Below are 19,530 nucleotides of genomic sequence, written 5' to 3'. Positions count from 1 at the left end.
AATCAAAATTGTCTTAGGGGGTAGTTACTGGAGTATTAGTTTCCGTTGGTGACGAAGTTTCTGGGGTAGCTTCTGGAGTAGCTGCTGGGGTAACGGGAGCTTGTTCCTGTTGAGGTGCGAAGTATTCAGGACTTGGGGGAGGTGGAGGATTCAAGATATTTTTCCAGACTTCGATTTGCGCTTTTGCTTCTGCGTAAGCACTAGTCCCAGGTGGAATACTTTTAGCAATTTCTATTGCCCCAGGCAAATCATAATTTGCCCGATCTTGCGCTTGGGAAAGAATTTGGTAACTCCATTGATTCATGGCAGTTTCCGCTTCCGATCGCATTGCCGAACTTCTCGGAATACCCCTCAACAACTGAATAGCCGATACTAAAGAATCAGCCGTACCAGCACTTGCTAACTGTTGTGCTTGTTGCCAATTCTGTTGCGTTCTGACTTGCGCTTGCCAATCTTGAATTGCCGACTGTGCCTGATTAGACAACGACCTACCTGGCTTAATTTGTTGAGCAGTATTAATTGCTGCTGCGAAATTACCCGAATTAGCTAATTGTCTTGCCTGATCTAAATATGGCTGGTCTTCCATTCGCTGAATTTGACCAGTCCATTGGGAAATTTTACTTTGCGCTTCCGAATACAAAGCCCGACCTCTACCAATTTTAGAAGCTTCATTAACTGCTGCTGCCAAAGAAGTGTTATCTCCCAAGCTGGCTACTTGCTGAGCTCTCTGCAACTTCGGACGATCTTCTATTGTTTGAATTTGAGCTTGCCATGCGGCAATCTGTTGTTTTGCTTCCTGCGATCTGGGATTATTCTCTGGAATTTGTTGTGCTTCTCTAATTGCTGCTTGTAAGTCATTGATACTGCCCATACCAGCCAACTGACGGGCTTTATCTAACTGAGCTACGTCTTGTTGTTCTTTTTGCCAACGCAATAACCAATCTTGAGCTTTATCATACAAAGGTCGATTGGGGCTAATCCTTTGCACTTGGTTAATTGCCGCATCTAAACTACCTACTGTCCCTTCTTGAGCTAAAGCTAATGCTTGTGCCAAGTTGGTGAAGTCTTCTACATCACCCTGTAAGTTCACAATTGAAGGGATTTGCCGGACTATAGACAGAGCGCCATCTACATCTTGATTATCCAACTGTTTTTGCGCTAAATCCAGCATTTTCCGCCCAAATTCCACAATTGCGGTTTTAGAAGCTTCGTAAAGATAGCTTTTTGAACCAATGCCTTGGGCTAATTTAATTGCTTCTAATAAGTTTTTTACACCACCCTCGTCTGCCAATTTCCGTGCTTTGGTTAAACTTTCACCATCTTGTCTAGCTGAGGCAATAATTTGGGTCAGTTCTTCATATTTTGTGCTTTCCCAATATTTGTTGCCAATGTAAAGCAAGCGTACAGCTTCTCGGAAGGCTTGAGTCCAGTTTTCTTTACGTACTTCTGCTTCGGCTGCTCGATAGTAACCTTCTGCTTTTGCCCAAACAGCACGCCAACGCTGGATGCGTTTTTCTACGAGTGTATAAGCGGGAACATCAGAGGGAATTTTTTTAGCTGTGGCGATCGCTTCATCTAATTTACCAGTGTCAAAAGACTTATCTGCCAAATTTAAAATCTCTTGCGACCATTCTTTGATCAGTGCGTTTGCTTCATCCCGTAATGGGTGATCTGGGGGCAGAGTTTTTACCAGGGAAATGGCTTCGAGCAAGCCTTTCACTGTCTGCTTATTTGCTAACGTTTCCGCGCAGGAAATCCGCTCTGACGCTGAGGCTGTCATTAAGTTAATTGACGAGCAGTTGGGCAGTGCTGGCAGCGTTAACAACAAAGCTACTGCCAGTGTTCCCACTCCGCCTGCGCTAACTGTTGCTAACGCTACCCAGAATTGCCACTTTCCTGTTAACTGTTGTACCGCCGGAGGCATTTTGATCTGCACTTGTTTTAACTTTTTGCTGATTTGCCTGAGTTTCCCATTCACAGAAGCTTCGCTTTCGCCAATTTTGTCAGTCTGTTCTTCTACTGTGACTGGCGTTTCATACTCGTTGCTTGCTGGTGAAACTGAAGCCTCAACTTTGGGTTCTTCGTGCAGAGTGCCTTTAGGCTGAACAGCGTTATTTGGAATCAGAGGCGGAATTGGCGTTTCGCGAAGCGATCCCTGTGGGAATCGATTTTTATTTCCCTGCTCTGACGCTTTCATCGGCAACCATTGGTTCGGATTTCCCCGTTCTCTCATAGCTCACACCAAAATCATCCTGCATTAACCTGGCTAGCTCGAATATGCAGTGGTAGCATCCTACCCCTCTAATTCCAAAAAAGCTAGATCTTGGGCAATATATATTTTAATTAGCATCCTCTCAACAATTTGTCACCTTATGTTAGCCAGAAGATTCAGCCCGTAAATCGGAAATTAGTTGAGCTAATTCATCACTGCTGGCTTGATAAACTTCTCCACAGAAATGGCAAATAGCCTCAGCACCATTATCTTTTTCGATCATGTCCTGCAATTCTGCTTCTCCCAACAGTTTGAGCGCACCTAAAACTCGCTCGTAGGAGCAATTACACTGAAAACGTAACAGTTGTACTTCTGGCAATTGTACTAGCCCCATATCTCCCAGCAATTGCTGAAAAATATCTGGTAATGTCTTACCTGCCTGTAACAAAGGTGTAAATCCTGACAATGCCTCTACCCTAGACTCTAGAGTTTGTACCAAAGCTTCGTCCGATGCAGCTTTAGGCATCACTTGGAGCAAAATACCACCAGATGCCGTAACTACGCCAGCCTCGACAAATACTCCCACTACTAAAGCCGAAGGTGTCTGTTCGGAAGTAGCCAGATAATACGAAACATCATCGCCGATTTCCCCAGAAACCAGTTCTACTGTACTGGAGTAAGGATAACCATATCCCACATCTCGGACTACGTAGAGATATCCATCTTTACCTACCGCTCCACCTACATCTAGTTTGCCTTTGGCATTAGGTGGTAGTTCAATTCCAGGATTGTCCACATAACCTCGGACTGTACCATCTAACCCAGCATCAATTAAAATTCCCCCTAAAGGGCCATCTCCTTTCACCCGAATATTTACTCTTGATTCCGGTCGCTTCATACTAGAAACTAACAACAACCCTGCTGACATCGTGCGCCCCAAGGCAGCAGTGGCTACGTAAGAAAGCTGATGCCGCCGTTTCGCTTCGTCTGTGAGGCGTGTTGTAATTACACCAACGGCACGAATTCCTCCATCGGCAGCAGTGGCTCTAATTAACTGATCGGCCATGTTATTTCCTTACATTTCTTAACATCTCCTATTGTAAGGACTCTTGTTCAAACCAGTTGGTAATCAGAAAAATTTCTCTTTGTTGACTTTTCCCTTCTTTGCCCTTTCAGTTTCAACTCACTTGTTTACCAAGACGACAAAGGAAATGCTAAGGTACAGAAAAAATTGTTAGTTTGGTAATAATTTAATTTATGCTGGGTAATTTTCAACATAGTAATTTGCGAATTGAAGTGGAAGCAGAGGAAAGTGCAATTGGAGAAAGTTTGCTCTATCCCAGGAAGTTACAGCAATGGTTATGGCCGCAAAGTTTAGATTATAATTTACCAGAGCAATTTCACAGTGGATTACAGTTTACTACTTGGCTAGGTCCGATCGCAATTCAACACCAAGTTGATGTAGCTGAATCTAATCATCTTCGCTTGATTTTAAGTCAAGGAATTGATGGTTTTCACGAATGGTATTGGGGTAATGGTTGGGTACAATCCCGTTTGGAAGGTATCTCTTTACTCCCATTAAATTTAGCACAAACTTTCAGTTTGCTGAGATTAAGAGAATTTCTCACAAATAATCAAACTAAACCTTAAATTATAATTGGCAACAGGGAACAGGGAACAGGGAACAGGATAAATTTTTAATTGTCTACCCTTGTCCCCTTGTTCCTCAACCACTAATTTGAATCATGAATAGCTCATCTTTGGCGCTCTTTTTTAGCTATTTCATTTAATCCTACTTGGTCTAACAAAGAGAGAATATCACCATAAGTAGATTGATTAGGATTAGCTGTAAAAGCACTACTAAGTGTTTCTAGCGCATCATACCAATAACCTTGTTGAGCATAAATTCTAGCTTTTTGTTGGGGCGTATTTGCTTGAGATAATTTCTGAGTTAACTCTGGTGTTGCAGCAACTCGCTTAATTCCAGTTTCCACTGAGATTTTACGTCTTTTTCCTTCAACAATACAGGGAACTGAAACTGACCAATTGTATTCTGTTCCTACTTCTAATTTCACTTGATCTTTCGGTAGCTGCATTTGGATTATTCCGGCTGAGGGTTGTAATTGTTCAGCATAAATTGGTTCTTTTTCTCCAGCTTTTCGCAATTCAAATACCATAATTTCCACATCTTTATTTGGTAAATACCAAAGTAAGGTGGGATTACTAGAAGTAGTTAATCCTAAATGATTTTGTGGGACTAGGAGAGTTGGTGTTGTAGAAATACATTCTTTTGGTACAGTTTGAAGATTCGCTGGGGGAGGTGTGGCAGTACCCCTAGTTCTTGTCCAGTTATCGTCAGATTCTAAAATAGTGGGTTTTTCATAAGCTCTAGCTCCACCTGAGCCTGTGGCTCCTGGCGCTCCGCGATCGGGAGGACTATACTGAATATTTCCAGGTAAAGATTGAGCTAACGTTGGTGAATTGAATAGCCCAATTGATATGCGTTTAAATAGGTGATTAGAGGAACTATTACTGGGAGTAACTAACTGAACTAAGAGCATTGATATGATGCTTAAAATCAAGGGATTTTGTTGACGACAGTTAATCATATTTTTTCAGCTTTATTCTTTGAAACACAAACCTACCTGAACCGAACAAAATTTTTGAGCTAGTATACTCTAATTTGACTCAATTCCGGCAAAAATTGTTTCAGATACTAAGTATCTTGAGTGAAAGCCTGAAACGTTTCTCTCTAAATTGCCGTTCAAACCCTCTCCCCTGTTCCCTAAGCAAGCAATTTAAATTGATTAACAGTTTCTACTTAGTCTGACTTTTGCTTATCTTGGTTTAATCAGTAACACTGAGCAAGGAGCATCTTCTATGACTTGGCTGCTTACCGATCGCTCTAAAATGCGTTTTACCCCTGTCAACCCACGACTACCGATAATAATTAAATCAGCATGGTGAATATTGGCAAGACGGACTATTTCTTCGGCTGGATCGCCTGTAACTATTTCTAATTCACTTTGATAAGGCAGTCTATTTTGGTAAGTCTGCAACTGCTTTTCGGCTTTCCGGTAGGGAATTTCCTCACTTATGCCGTGAGGTCGATCGGCAGACCATTCCACATCCTCTCCCGGCGGTGGAATAACGTGAGAGAGGATAACTTTGGTTTCTGGTTGTAAATTAATTTCATCAAGGCTGTGAATTACCTGTTCGGATAGTTCTGTCCCATCTAATGCCACCAGAATGGTTTTCAGCACAAATCAAGCCTCCTCAAAGAGTAGTTGTGAGTTTTGAGTTTTCTGTTTCGATTTATAAAAATATCTTCAATTGCCAATTAAATGAAGGCGGGTTTATCTATTTTTATGATTTCCCATTGGCCTCATGATAAAACCGTTGCCTCCTAAACTCAAAACTCTGACGAGACACTCTGGCAGTAAATCAAAATTAAAGTTCCGGCTAGATCGTAGATATTTGACGATCAAGATGGGAAACGAACAGGATTATACTGACTTTAGGTTTGGCAATCAATGATTTCCGGCACTCACCTACCTGGCAATGGGATTAATCAAAGTTAATTAAGCTTTGCTGTCAACTGTTTTTAGGATGAAGATTTGGGATTACGTTCTTGACCAGACTCGCGTCGGGAAACTCTGAGTCGTACTGAGTCTCCATGAGAAGGTAGTCCTTCTGCATTTGTCAATGCCTCGATCGCACCAGCTACTTTCTGGAGGGCGGTAGCTGAATATTGAATCAGGCTAGAGTGTTTCATAAAGGTTTCTACGCCCAAGGCAGAGGCATAGCGGGCGGCACCAGAAGTTGGTAAGGTATGATTTGGCCCTGCTAGGTAATCGCCTACCGCTTCTGGGGTAGAATGACCCAGGAAGATGGCTCCGGCATGACGAATTAAATCCAAGGTTGACCAAGGATCTTCCACTTCTAGTTCCAAGTGTTCGGGAGCAAATTCGTTAGACAGTTCCGCAGCTATGGCGAGGGACTCCACAAATACGATTAAGCCATAGTGAGCGATCGCTTTTTCTGTCAGCGTCCGGCGTGGGTGATCCACCAATTGCAGTTCTACCTCTGCTTGGACTTTATGCGCCAAAGTAGAATCAGTGGTCAACAGAATCGCCGAAGCCATTGGATCGTGTTCTGCTTGCGCCAACAAATCAGCAGCTACATGGACTGGATTAGCAGTTTTATCGGCAATTACCAGTACTTCTGATGGCCCTGCTAACGAGTCTATGCCCACAGTGCCATAAACCAATTTTTTCGCCAATGTCACGTAAATGTTACCAGGCCCAGTAATGACATCTACTTTGGGTATAGTTTCTGTCCCGAATGCTAGTGCAGCGATCGCTTGCGCCCCACCCACACGATAAATTTCCGTAATCCCTGCTTCCTGTGCTGCTACCAACACAGCTGGGGAAATCGTTTTTTCTACCCCTGGAGGCGTGACCATAACAATGCGGGGTACTCCAGCCACTTTAGCCGGAATCGCATTCATTAGCACAGTACTGGGATAAGCGGCGCGACCACCCGGAACGTAAATTCCTGCTTTATCTACTGGTCTGTAACGCTTACCCAACACTACTTCGTCATCTTTAAACTGTACCCAGGACTTGGGTACTCGCTGTCGGTGGAAAGCTTCGACCTGTTCCTTCGCTAGAAGAATTGCATTTAACAATTCTTTTGATACTTGTTGATAAGCAGCATCCAATTCGGAACCGCTGACCCGCAACTCTTCTAATGTTAAGTTTTGTTGATCGAATTCCGCCGTATAATGCAATACTGCTCGGTCGCCCTGCGTTTTAATGCGCTGAAGGACTTCCCGAACTGTTGCTTCTTTATGAACAATCTGGTCAGTGGAAGTGCGATCGCGGATACGCCGCAATTCTGATTCTGCCTCAGTCCGCTCAGTGATGATTCGCAGCATGGAGTTAGGAATGCCAATCTTAGGAAGTTACCCGTTTGTTTTTAGGGGCACAGACACCCTGGTAATTTCGCGGGGTTGGTTGTCAAACCATCTGTTTTTAAGATAAGTATGTTTGGTCAACTCGTCCCTAATTTCCAGGCTTGCCCATTAATTTGTTTCTCTAGCTTAACTTGAGATTTCGATCGCGGATCGCTCCCAGGTCAGCATAGATGTTATATTAGTTTTTCCAGGACTTTCAATGTTTATTTAGATAGAGTAGCTTCGGAAGAACAGCAGTGGCTAATATTAAGTCCGCTATTAAGCGAGTAAAAATTGCCGAACGCAACCGTTTGCGTAACAAAGCTTACAAATCAGCAGTTAGAACGCTGATGAAGGGATATTTTGCAGCCGTAGACACCTACGCTGCTAATCCTACCCCAGAATCGCTCACAGAGGTACAGCAGCGGATGTCAGCTGCTTACAGCAAAATCGACAAAGCCGTGAAAAAAGGCGTGTTGCATCCCAACACAGGGGCGCGGAAAAAATCTCGTCTAGCCCGAACCTTAAAGCGCCATACTAACCCAGCAACGGCTACACCTTCCTAAGAGGAAATGGAGATGGGGAGATGGGGAGATGGGGAATTTTATTAACTCAAAACTTCCCAATCTTTCTTTATAACTCAGAACTCTCTAGGGCGGGTTTTGACTGTTAATTCTTCTGCTATGACCACAGGCTTATCTGCTAAACCCGCCCCTACAACTCATAACTCAAAACTTTCCCCTAACCATGCAGTTGATTGATACCCACGTACACATCAATTTTGATGTGTTTGAGGCAGACTTAGATGCTGTTGGACAACGCTGGCGCGATGCGGGAGTTATTTCTTTAGTACACTCTTGCGTCCATCCAGGAGAGTTTCCCAGTATTCAGGCGCTTTCTAAGCGGTTTCCTGAACTGTTTTTTGCTGTGGGTCTACATCCTCTGGATGCCGAAAAGTGGACAGCAAACACCTACGAGCAAATATTTGACTTGTGTAGTTCAGATCCCAAAGTAGTCGCTATAGGTGAAATGGGACTGGATTTTTACAAGGCGCAAAACCAACAACAGCAGGAAGAAATTTTTCTCTTTCAATTGGAAATAGCTCGAAAACTCAAAAAGCCAGTAATTATTCATTGTAGAGATGCAACTTTGCGAATGCGGGAGCTAATGCAAGATTTTTGGGCAAATTCTGGCTCAGTTGATGGGGTTATGCACTGTTGGAGCGGAACTACTGAAGAAACTCAATGGTTTTTAGACTTAGGTTTCTATATTAGCCTGAGTGGTGTAGTAACATTCAAAAATGCGATCGCCATTCAACAATCAGCCAAAATGATTCCCGAAGGTAGGTTGCTGGTGGAAACAGATTGCCCATTTCTTGCCCCAGTTCCCAAACGGGGAAAACGTAACGAACCAGCTTATGTTCGCTATGTGGCTGAATTTGTGGCTGATTTACGTGGGGTGTCACCAGAAGCGATCGCTAACACCACAACTCAAAATGCTTGTCAATTGTTTAGTCTGCCAATTACGGGAAAAGGGGTGTAAACCGCAACTTGCTGCAACAGACTATCTAATAAGGGAGAAGGTAAAAGGCTTGGACAAAGCTTTTTCAGCTTTTGCAACAGAAGATAGTTATTTTTGCTACTTGAGACGAATTAAAAAATTCTGGCTTCCAATACTAAAAAAACCGTTTTAGGTCAACAAAGATGGGTAACATTACGCCATAATGTTTAAGGGGGAAATTACAGTGGGGGAAAACGCCGTGAATCAACGAGTTAGCCTAAACACTATTGCTACGCTACAATATCATAGCCACAAAAGAAGCACACAGGCAAATGACTGCGAGCTGCCAGACGGCACACCGCGCTACCGACACCAGAGGTGAAAAGCCTGATATTTTTAAATTTGCTTGCCAAGCCACCAACGTTTAACTTTATGAGAGCAGCTTTTAAAGCGATATCAATATCATCTAGTACGGTCGGCGTGACCGGAACTTATGTCTTTGGACAACAACAGCCGACTATCTGGAGAGAGATTTCGCAGAAGAAAGCTAAATTCAGTTTAACGAGGTAATGGTAACTTTTAAAGCCCAGCGCAGCATTCTGTGACAAAACTTAAGTCAAAGCAAAATGCTACCATGCAAAATTCAAAAGCCGATCGGGATTCACAGATTTACCGGATTTTTTGATTAATCCTGCTCCAGAATGTAAGTCAATAAATCCGACCAAGATTGAAGGATTGGAGGATTTTAAGATTAATTCTAGCAATCCAATAAATCAAATAATCAATCCTGCTCATCTTGAAAATCTTTAAATCCTGTTTTACTTTTTGAATTTGGGATTGTTTAGTGGTAATCTACAAAACCTTTGCTGAGATTCAAGACTTGCAATTAACAAACTACACAGATTTTCATACTTTCGATTTAGGATTGAGGATGCTTCGTCAATTCAGAATGCCAAATGCCAAAATCTTTCTGTGGGATTTGGACATTTTAATTTTGAATTGTTTAACTAATCCCCAATCAAACTAGGTTAGTCAATTAACCTATTGTTCTGTTTGCGATCGCCTAAAACTTAAAAATTAACTATGCTTGCTGACCAAATGAACAAATCCACCCAAGAGTCTCCCACTGCTAATGTTACACTACCTGACCTAGTAGAAATCCAACGCTCCAGCTTTCGTTGGTTCCTAGAAGAAGGATTAATCGAAGAACTTAGTAGCTTCTCCCCAATTACCGACTATACAGGAAAGCTAGAACTGCATTTTTTAGGTAAAGACTACAAACTGAAAAGACCTAAATACGACGTAGACGAAGCCAAACGCCGGGATAGTACCTACGCCGTCCAAATGTACGTTCCCACCCGATTAATAAACAAAGAAACCGGACAAATCAAAGAACAAGAAGTCTTCATCGGCGACTTACCCTTAATGACAGACCGAGGCACCTTCATCATCAACGGTGCTGAACGAGTCATCGTCAATCAAATCGTCCGTTCCCCTGGAGTTTACTACAAATCAGAAGTAGATAAAAACGGTCGGCGTACCTACTCAGCCTCCCTCATTCCCAACCGAGGCGCATGGCTGAAATTTGAAACCGACAAAAACGACTTAGTTTGGGTCAGAATTGACAAAACCCGCAAACTTTCTGCCCAAGTTCTCTTAAAATCCTTGGGATTAGCAGACAACGAAATCTTCGATGCCTTGCGTCACCCAGAATACTTCCAGAAAACCTTGGAAAAAGAAGGCAACCCTTCCGAAGAAGAAGCCTTGATGGAACTCTATCGCAAACTGCGTCCAGGGGAACCACCTACCGTTTCCGGTGGTCAACAACTCTTAGACTCTCGGTTCTTCGACCCCAAACGTTACGACTTGGGTAGAGTAGGGCGCTACAAACTCAACCGGAAACTGCGTTTGAGTGTTCCAGATACCATGCGGGTACTCACACCTCAAGACATTCTTGCCAGCATTGACTACCTGATTAACCTTGAGTTTGACATTGGTAGTACAGACGACATCGACCACTTAGGCAACCGTCGCGTTCGTAGCGTGGGAGAACTGCTGCAAAACCAAGTCCGCGTCGGATTAAACCGTTTAGAAAGAATCATCAGAGAACGGATGACAGTTTCCGATGCCGAAGTTTTGACACCCGCCTCTCTAGTCAACCCCAAACCTCTAGTTGCTGCAATTAAAGAATTTTTTGGTTCGTCCCAACTCTCGCAGTTCATGGATCAAACCAACCCTCTAGCAGAATTAACTCACAAACGGCGACTTTCTGCACTAGGCCCCGGTGGATTAACCAGAGAACGCGCCGGGTTTGCAGTTCGGGATATTCACCCCTCTCACTATGGTCGGGTTTGTCCTATTGAAACACCTGAAGGGCCGAACGCAGGCTTAATCAGTTCCTTGGCTACCCATGCTAGAGTTAATCAGTATGGCTTCTTAGAAACCCCCTTCTGGCGAGTAGAAAATGCGATCGTACAATCTCACTTGCCCCCAGCCTACATGACCGCTGACGAAGAAGACGACAAGCGGGTAGCACCTGGAGATATTCCCATTGACGAAAACGGCAGAATTTTAGGAGATACCGTCCCAGTACGTTATCGTCAAGAATTTACCACTACTACTCCAGACCAAGTAGACTATGTAGCTGTTTCCCCGGTACAAATCATTTCCGTCGCTACTTCTTTGATTCCCTTCTTAGAACATGACGACGCAAACCGGGCACTGATGGGTTCCAATATGCAGCGGCAAGCGGTACCATTACTCAGACCGGAACGACCCTTAGTAGGCACAGGACTAGAAGCCCAAGCTGCTAGGGATAGCGGGATGGTGATTGTTTCCCGGACTGATGGAGAAGTGATTTATGTTGATGCCGAAAGAATCAGAGTTCGTCCTGCGTCATCAATAGGAAGCAACGGGAAAGAAGAACAGCCGAAAGATATTGAATATGTCCTGCAAAAATATCAACGTTCCAACCAAGATACCTGCTTGAACCAAAGACCGATCGTACAAGTAGGCGATATAGTACAAGCAGGTCAAGTAATGGCTGATGGTTCCGCTACAGAAGGCGGCGAACTAGCATTAGGACATAACATCTTAGTCGCTTATATGCCTTGGGAAGGCTATAACTACGAAGACGCAATCCTAATTTGCGAACGCTTAGTTTATCAGGACATTTACACCTCAATTCACGTCGAAAAGTTTGAAATTGAAGCCAGACAAACCAAACTAGGGCCTGAAGAAATTACTCGTGAAATTCCCAACGTTGGGGAAGATGCCCTCAGACAACTGGATGAAACCGGAATTATTCGGATTGGGGCTTGGGTAGAATCTGGAGATATTCTAGTTGGTAAAGTGACACCAAAAGGTGAATCTGACCAACCCCCTGAAGAAAAACTCCTGCGGGCAATTTTCGGGGAAAAAGCCAGAGATGTGCGGGATAACTCCCTGCGCGTACCTAACGGCGAAAAAGGTCGCGTTGTCGATGTGCGGGTGTTTACTCGCGAACAAGGCGACGAACTACCCCCAGGCGCAAACATGGTCGTCCGCGTTTATGTCGCCCAAAAACGGAAAATCCAAGTAGGCGATAAAATGGCAGGTCGTCATGGTAATAAAGGGATTATTTCTCGGATTTTGCCATTGGAAGATATGCCTTATTTACCAGATGGTACTCCAGTAGATATTGTGTTGAATCCTCTGGGTGTACCTTCCCGGATGAACGTCGGACAGGTTTTTGAATGCTTGCTTTCTTGGGCGGGAGAAAACTTGGGATATCGGTTTAAAGTTGTCCCATTTGACGAACGCTATGGACAAGAAGCTTCACGGGCAACAGTTCATGGCAAATTAGACCAAGCCAGGGACGAAACAGGGAAAGAGTGGCTGTTCCGCCCAGAACACCCAGGTAAGATTATCGTCTACGATGGGCGCACAGGGGAACCATTCGATCGACCAATCACCGTCGGTAAAGCTTATATGCTGAAGCTGGTACACTTGGTCGATGATAAGATTCACGCCCGTTCAACAGGCCCATACTCCTTGGTGACACAACAACCTTTGGGTGGTAAAGCGCAACAAGGTGGTCAGCGGTTTGGAGAAATGGAAGTGTGGGCGCTAGAAGCATTCGGCGCAGCGTACACTTTACAAGAATTGCTGACAGTAAAATCTGACGATATGCAGGGGCGGAATGAAGCGCTAAATGCGATCGTTAAGGGTAAAGCAATTCCTCGTCCTGGTACACCAGAATCTTTCAAGGTATTAATGCGGGAGTTGCAATCTTTGGGATTGGATATTGCCGTACATAAAGTGGAAACCCAAGAAGATGGTAGCACCAGAGATGTGGAAGTTGATTTGATGGCTGATGTTGGAGGTCGTCGGACTCCTAGTAAGCCAACTTATGAGTCTTTGACTCGTGAGGATTTGGTAGAGGAAGAAGAATAATTAGTAATGGGTAAGAGGTAGTTGGTAGTTGGTAATGGGAAAAGAAGATAGAATTCAGAATTAAAAAATTTCGCCTGTCTTCTGTCTCCTTAAAAAGGCCAACTACCCACTACCAACTCCCTAAAAAACTTGATTTTCTAATAGGAATATTTTGAATTTCGGAGTACAAATGGCTAAGCTGGAACAGCGTTTTGATTATGTAAAAATTGGCATTGCTTCACCAGAAAGAATTCGGCAATGGGGAGAAAGAACTCTACCTAATGGACAAATAGTTGGTGAAGTAACCAAGCCAGAAACTATTAACTATCGCACCCTAAAGCCAGAAATGGATGGCTTGTTTTGTGAGCGGATTTTTGGCCCAGCTAAAGATTGGGAATGTCATTGCGGTAAATATAAAAGAGTCAGACATAGAGGAATTGTTTGCGAACGTTGCGGCGTAGAAGTAACCGAATCTAGAGTGCGGCGGCATCGCATGGGCTATATTAAATTGGCAGCGCCAGTTGCCCATGTTTGGTATCTCAAGGGAATTCCTTCTTATATTGCGATTCTCTTAGATATGCCGTTGCGGGATGTGGAACAAATTGTTTACTTTAATGCTTATGTGGTTCTAGATCCTGGTAATGCGCCTAACCTCACTTATAAGCAACTGCTGAGTGAAGATCAGTGGATGGAAATTGAAGATCAAATTTATAGTGAGGATACCCAACTCGCAGGCGTAGAAGTAGGAATTGGTGCTGAAGCATTACAACGGTTACTCCAAGATTTGAATCTGGAAAAAGAGGCGGAACAATTACGCGAAGAAATCGCTTCGGCTAAAGGACAAAAACGCGCTAAATTAATTAAAAGATTGCGCGTTATGGATAACTTTGTCGCAACTGGTTCCCTTCCAGATTGGATGGTTTTAGAAGTTATTCCGGTGATTCCGCCTGATTTACGCCCGATGGTGCAATTGGATGGTGGTCGGTTTGCTACTTCGGATTTGAATGATTTGTATCGTCGGGTAATTAATAGGAATAACCGTTTAGCTAGATTACAGGAAATTTTAGCGCCGGAAATCATTGTCCGTAATGAAAAACGGATGTTGCAAGAAGCAGTAGACGCTTTAATTGATAATGGTCGGCGTGGTAGAACGGTGGTTGGTGCTAATAATCGTCCGCTGAAATCTCTCTCCGATATTATTGAAGGGAAGCAAGGACGTTTCCGGCAAAACTTGTTAGGTAAACGGGTGGATTATTCTGGTCGTTCTGTAATTGTGGTAGGGCCAAAATTAAAGATTCACCAGTGCGGTTTGCCTAGAGAAATGGCGATCGAACTTTTCCAACCCTTCGTTATCCATCGCTTAATTCGCCAAGGCTTAGTAAATAACATTAAAGCGGCGAAAAAGTTAATTCAACGCAACGATCCAAGCGTTTGGAATGTTTTGGAAGAGGTAATTGAAGGACACCCAGTATTATTAAACCGGGCACCAACATTACACAGATTAGGGATTCAAGCTTTTGAACCAATTTTGGTGGAAGGAAGGGCAATTCAATTACACCCATTAGTTTGTCCAGCATTTAACGCTGACTTTGATGGCGACCAAATGGCGGTTCACGTTCCTTTATCTTTGGAATCTCAGGCAGAAGCAAGATTGCTCATGTTAGCTTCTAATAATATCTTGTCTCCGGCAACTGGTAGACCAATTGTTACTCCTAGCCAAGATATGGTTCTGGGTTGTTATTATTTGACTGCTGAGAATCCGGCTTATGCTAAGGATAAAGACCGCTATTTCTCTACTGTTGATGATGTAATTGTTGCCTACGAACAAAAAGAAATTAACCTCCATTCATACATAATGGTGAGGTTTAATGGCAAGACTGTAAATTCGGAACCAGAAAAACTCGAAAGTGAAGAACGATCGAGTGATGGACACTTTGTAATGAAAACTTACGTGGGTGAGAAAAGTGGCGCACTTTTGCGCCGAGTCCGGGAAGATGCGGAAGGTAATTTAATTAACCAATATATTCGCACAACTCCGGGGAGGATTATTTTCAATAAGACGATCGAAAATGCCCTGCAATAAAAAAGTCTTAGTCATTGGTCAGATAGCGATTCGCCCATAGCTTCGCCAAAGTCATTAGTCATTAGTCAAGAAAGTAACGTCAGACTAATGACTAATGACAAATAACTTACAAAGTGAAATCAGCAATTACCAACTACCAATTACCAATTACCATGACAGAAGAACAAGTATTTCGTAATCACGTTGTAGACAAAGGTCAATTAAAGAAATTAATTACCTGGGCATTTACTCACTATGGAACAGCTAGAACTGCCCAAATAGCAGACAAACTGAAAGACTTAGGTTTCCGTTATGCTACTAAAGCTGGAGTATCTATATCTGTAGATGACTTGCAAGTACCAGATAGCAAACGTGAACTTTTAGAAGCAGCAGAAGAAGAAATTCGGAACACTGAACAGCGTTATTCTAGAGGGGAAATTACTGAAGTAGAACGCTTCCAAAAAGTAATTGATACTTGGAACAGTACTTCAGAAATTCTCAAAGATGAAGTTGTTACTAACTTCCGCAAAAAAGACCCCCTGAACTCCGTCTACATGATGGCGTTTTCCGGTGCTAGAGGTAACATTTCTCAGGTGCGCCAATTGGTAGGAATGCGGGGACTAATGGCAGATCCCCAAGGACGAATCATTGACTTACCAATTAAAACAAATTTCCGGGAAGGATTAACGGTTACAGAATACATTATTTCTTCTTACGGTGCTCGTAAAGGATTAGTAGATACCGCATTAAGAACGGCAGATTCCGGTTACTTAACTCGCCGCTTAGTAGACGTTTCCCAGGATGTAATCATTCGGGAATTAGACTGCGGTACTAATCGGGGCATTTCGATGAAGCCGATGACAGATGGCGATCGCGTTCTCATCCCCCTGAAAGACCGCCTACTCGGACGGATGTTAGCTGCCGATGTACCCCATCCCAGGACAGGGGAAATCATTGCCAAACGCAACCAACCGATCGACGATGACTTAGCCGCAGAAATCGGTAAAGCTGCTGTAGAGGAAGTGATCCTCCGCAGTCCCCTTACCTGTGAAGCAGCGCGTTCCGTCTGTCAAACTTGCTACGGTTGGAGTTTAGCTCATGCCAAAATGGTAGATTTAGGTGAAGCTGTGGGTATTATTGCCGCGCAATCGATCGGTGAACCAGGCACCCAGCTAACCATGAGAACCTTCCACACTGGAGGCGTATTCACTGGAGAAGTAGCTAAAGTCATCAAATCCAACATGGATGGCACAGTTAAATATAGCCGTGGCCTCCGGGTTCGCCCATATCGTACTCGTCATGGTGAAGAAGCCTTTATCGCAGAAACCAACGGCGAAATCACCGTCACTGGAACAGAGAAATCCGAAACTTTCCAAATCGCCCAAAGCTCAATTCTCTTAGCAGCCGATAACAGCAAAGTCAAAGCTGGAAAAATGCTCGGAGAAGTCCCGATTACTGGGCGCAACGTCCGTCGCAGTACAGAAAAAGCTGTAAAAGACGTAGCCTCTGACTTAGCCGGAGAAGTCAAATTTGCTGACTTGATCCCGGAAGAAAAAACCGATCGCCAAGGCAACACCACCAGAATCGCCCAACGTGGCGGACTAGTCTGGGTACTCTCAGGAGAAGTATACAACCTCCCACCCGGAGCCGAACCAGTAGTCAAAAACAACGACAAAATCCAAGCTAACAGCGTCCTCGCCGAAACCAAACTAGTGAGCGAACATGGTGGCGTAGTCCGCTTACCCCAAGACAACAACACAGGCTTAGCCCGGGAAATAGAAATCATCACCGCCTCAGTACTCTTAGATACAGCCAGAGTTCGCGGCGAAAAATATCAAGGAGTCGATCACTACCTGATTGAAACCCAAGGCGGACAACTTTTCTCCTTAAAAGCCGCCCCAGGGACAAAAGTACAAAACAACCAGGTAGTAGCCGAACTCATAGACGATCGCTACCGCACCAACACAGGCGGTATCATTAAATACGCCGGAGTAGAAGTAGCCAAACGCGGCAAAGCCAAACAAGGTTACGAAGTCATCCAAGGCGGCACCCTCCTCTGGATACCAGAAGAAGCCCACGAAGTTAACAAAGACATCTCCTTACTTTTAGTTGAAGATGGACAATTTATCGAAGCCGGAACCGAGGTAGTCAAAGACATCTTCTGTGCTAGTTCCGGGGTGATCGAAGTCGTCCAGAAAAACGACATCTTGCGGGAAATCGTGATTAAACCAGGAGACTTGCACTTAATTGATGACTTGGAAGCGATCGCGCCAGACTTTCGTTCTATAATGACCGAAAACACAGGCAGCCTCGTTCACCCAGGGCAAGAAGTCTATCCCGGAATCAGCACTCAAGAGTTACGCTACGTAGAATACGTCGAAACCCCCGAAGGCCCAGCCCTCCTACTGCGCCCAGTACAGGAATTCCACATCCCCGATCACCCAAGCGTCCCCACCCAAAGAGCTTCATCAAAAGCACCAGGGGAGCAGGGGAGCAGGGGAGCAGGGGACTCCGAATCAGAAAATCCCACCCTTGCCCTATCATCATCTGAACTAGCATTAGACGCAGCCCAATCTTTAGAACTGCGGGCTGTTCAAAGACTACCTTACAAAGACGGAGAACGAGTCAAATCTGTAGAAGGGTTAGACTTACTGCGGACACAATTAGTATTAGAAATTGGCAGAGATGCACCCCAACTGGCAGCAGACATCGAGCTAATCCCAGACGAAAACGACCCAGATGTAATGCGTCTCCAACTGGTGATCTTAGAATCATTAGTAATCCGTCGTGACGTAGCAGCAGATGCCACCCAAGGCAGCACTCAAACTCGCCTCCTTGTACACAACGGTCAACAAATCCCCCCAGGAGCAGTAGTCGCACGCACCGAAATTCAGTGTAAAGAAGCCGGAGAAATTCGCGGTATTCGAGAAGGCGCAGAAGCGATTCGTCGTGTATTGATAGTCAGAGAAAGTGACTTAATCACCATTGAAACCAACGTCACAAGTAAAAAAGAACTCGCTGTTAAAGTCAACGACTTAATTACCGATGGCACAACCATAGCCCCAGGTATAGAAGCACCCTCCTCCGCCATGATAGTTGCCCTTAAAGAAGGAGACAAAGGCATTCAAGTCGTAATGCGAATAGCTCGTCCTTATCGCGTATCCAACGGCGCAATCTTACACATTGACGACGGAGACTTGGTACAACGGGGAGACAACCTGGTTTTACTGGTGTTTGAGAGAACCAAAACCGGAGACATCATTCAAGGTTTACCCAGAATTGAAGAACTCCTAGAAGCCAGAAAACCAAAAGAAGCCTGCATCCTCGCCCGTCGTCCAGGAACGGTACAAATCGTCTATGGAGACGACGAACCTCACGAAATTAAAGTAATTGAAACCGACGGAGTAATAGCCGAATATCCCATTGGCCCTGGACAAAACGTAATCGTTGGCGACGGACAAGAAGTAGATGCTGGCGAACCTTTAACTGATGGCCCATCTAATCCCCATGAAATCTTGGAAATTTTCTTTGAATTACATCGGGAAAGTCGAGGCATTTACGAAGCATCACTCGCCGCTTTAAGAGCTTGCCAAACGTTCTTAGTCAACGAAGTTCAATCAGTTTATCAATCACAAGGAATTGAAATTTCTGATAAACACATTGAAGTAATTGTCCGCCAAATGACCTCCAAAGTCCGAGTTGATGACGGAGGCGACACGGTGATGCTTCCCGGTGAATTAGTAGAACTGCGGCAAATTGAGCAAGTAAACGAGGCGATGTCTATTACTGGCGCAGCTACGGCTCAATATACTCCCGTTCTACTAGGTATCACAAAAGCCAGCTTGAATACTGATAGCTTCATCTCTGCTGCTTCGTTCCAAGAAACAACTAGAGTATTGACTGAAGCAGCTATTGAAGGCAAATCTGATTGGTTACGCGGACTGAAAGAAAACGTGATTATTGGACGGTTGATTCCTGCTGGTACCGGATTCAATGCTTATGAAGAGGCGATGTCTACTCCAGACATTGATTTAGGTTACGACGGCAGCGGCGTGCTTGATGACGACGTAAGTTTGTCTGAAGTCGTGTTGGACGATCGAACCGCACGCAATTATCGCATGGAAATCACCAGAGATGACAGGGAAATTGAACCTAGCAAAGGTCGTGCTAATTACTCTTTCTTAGCTGATGGTGATGAATTAATTGATGATGAAGTTTATGGGGATGAAGACATGGAAGACGACGATGAAGATGATGATTTTGAATAGTTTTGAGTGATTAATTCAACTTAAAACTCAGATCTTGCTCTTTGAAAGGAGGTAGAACCTCCCAAGACCTCGTTCCCAGTTGAACCTGGGAACGAGAAATAGAGCCTCCGCTCAGGAG

The 19,530-nt window shown here is 44.2% G+C and carries 11 protein-coding genes; 6 read left to right on the top strand and 5 right to left on the bottom strand.

Annotation, left to right across the window (positions count from 1 at the left end; translation table 11 throughout):
- Positions 1-13: 13 nt before the first annotated feature.
- Positions 14-2,233, bottom strand: a complete 2,220-nt coding sequence (locus IQ264_RS11760) for a chromosome segregation ATPase (RefSeq protein WP_193980965.1) — start codon at positions 2,231-2,233, stop codon at positions 14-16.
- Between the two features lie 142 nt (positions 2,234-2,375).
- Positions 2,376-3,278 (bottom strand): Hsp33 family molecular chaperone HslO, encoded by a 903-nt coding sequence (hslO, locus tag IQ264_RS11755; RefSeq protein ID WP_193980964.1) that lies wholly within the window; start codon positions 3,276-3,278, stop codon positions 2,376-2,378.
- Between the two features lie 191 nt (positions 3,279-3,469).
- Here hslO and IQ264_RS11750 point away from each other — a divergent pair, with 191 nt between their 5' ends.
- Positions 3,470-3,862, top strand: a complete 393-nt coding sequence (locus IQ264_RS11750; RefSeq protein ID WP_193980963.1) for a hypothetical protein — start codon at positions 3,470-3,472, stop codon at positions 3,860-3,862.
- A gap of 104 nt (positions 3,863-3,966) precedes the next feature.
- Here the strand turns inward: IQ264_RS11750 and IQ264_RS11745 are convergent, their stop codons facing one another.
- The 3 genes from IQ264_RS11745 to hisD all read right to left on the bottom strand — a co-directional run bounded on the left by IQ264_RS11745 (position 3,967) and on the right by hisD (position 7,151).
- A complete protein-coding gene (locus tag IQ264_RS11745) occupies positions 3,967-4,821 on the bottom strand; it encodes a DUF928 domain-containing protein (protein WP_193980962.1) in 855 nt (284 codons plus the stop codon).
- A gap of 228 nt (positions 4,822-5,049) precedes the next feature.
- A complete protein-coding gene (locus IQ264_RS11740) occupies positions 5,050-5,475 on the bottom strand; it encodes a universal stress protein (protein ID WP_193980961.1) in 426 nt (141 codons plus the stop codon).
- A gap of 341 nt (positions 5,476-5,816) precedes the next feature.
- On the bottom strand, positions 5,817-7,151 hold the full coding sequence (gene hisD, locus IQ264_RS11735) for a histidinol dehydrogenase (RefSeq protein WP_193980960.1): 1,335 nt from the start codon (positions 7,149-7,151) through the stop codon (positions 5,817-5,819).
- Between the two features lie 275 nt (positions 7,152-7,426).
- On the opposite strand from hisD, the gene rpsT reads away from it, so the two are divergent.
- From rpsT to IQ264_RS11710, 5 genes are all read left to right on the top strand, one after another.
- Positions 7,427-7,735, top strand: a complete 309-nt coding sequence (gene rpsT, locus IQ264_RS11730; RefSeq protein ID WP_193980959.1) for a 30S ribosomal protein S20 — start codon at positions 7,427-7,429, stop codon at positions 7,733-7,735.
- A gap of 181 nt (positions 7,736-7,916) precedes the next feature.
- Positions 7,917-8,711 (top strand): TatD family hydrolase, encoded by a 795-nt coding sequence (locus IQ264_RS11725; protein WP_193980958.1) that lies wholly within the window; start codon positions 7,917-7,919, stop codon positions 8,709-8,711.
- A gap of 1,041 nt (positions 8,712-9,752) precedes the next feature.
- On the top strand, positions 9,753-13,103 hold the full coding sequence (rpoB, locus tag IQ264_RS11720) for a DNA-directed RNA polymerase subunit beta (RefSeq protein WP_228061472.1): 3,351 nt from the start codon (positions 9,753-9,755) through the stop codon (positions 13,101-13,103).
- 169 nt (positions 13,104-13,272) lie between these two features.
- The gene (locus tag IQ264_RS11715; RefSeq protein ID WP_193980957.1) at positions 13,273-15,165 is read left to right on the top strand and encodes a DNA-directed RNA polymerase subunit gamma; all 1,893 of its coding nucleotides are present in this window, start codon (positions 13,273-13,275) and stop codon (positions 15,163-15,165) included.
- A gap of 152 nt (positions 15,166-15,317) precedes the next feature.
- Positions 15,318-19,412: a DNA-directed RNA polymerase subunit beta'' gene (locus IQ264_RS11710; protein WP_193980982.1), complete on the top strand. Its 4,095-nt coding sequence runs from the start codon at positions 15,318-15,320 to the stop codon at positions 19,410-19,412.
- The last annotated feature ends 118 nt before the right edge of the window (positions 19,413-19,530 follow it).

The organism is [Phormidium] sp. LEGE 05292, assembly GCF_015207735.1.
In the GTDB taxonomy this organism is placed as follows: domain Bacteria; phylum Cyanobacteriota; class Cyanobacteriia; order Cyanobacteriales; family Aerosakkonemataceae; genus Floridanema.
The sequence above is the reverse complement of the archived record's forward strand: the minus strand, read 5'-3'. Positions and strand labels throughout refer to the sequence as shown.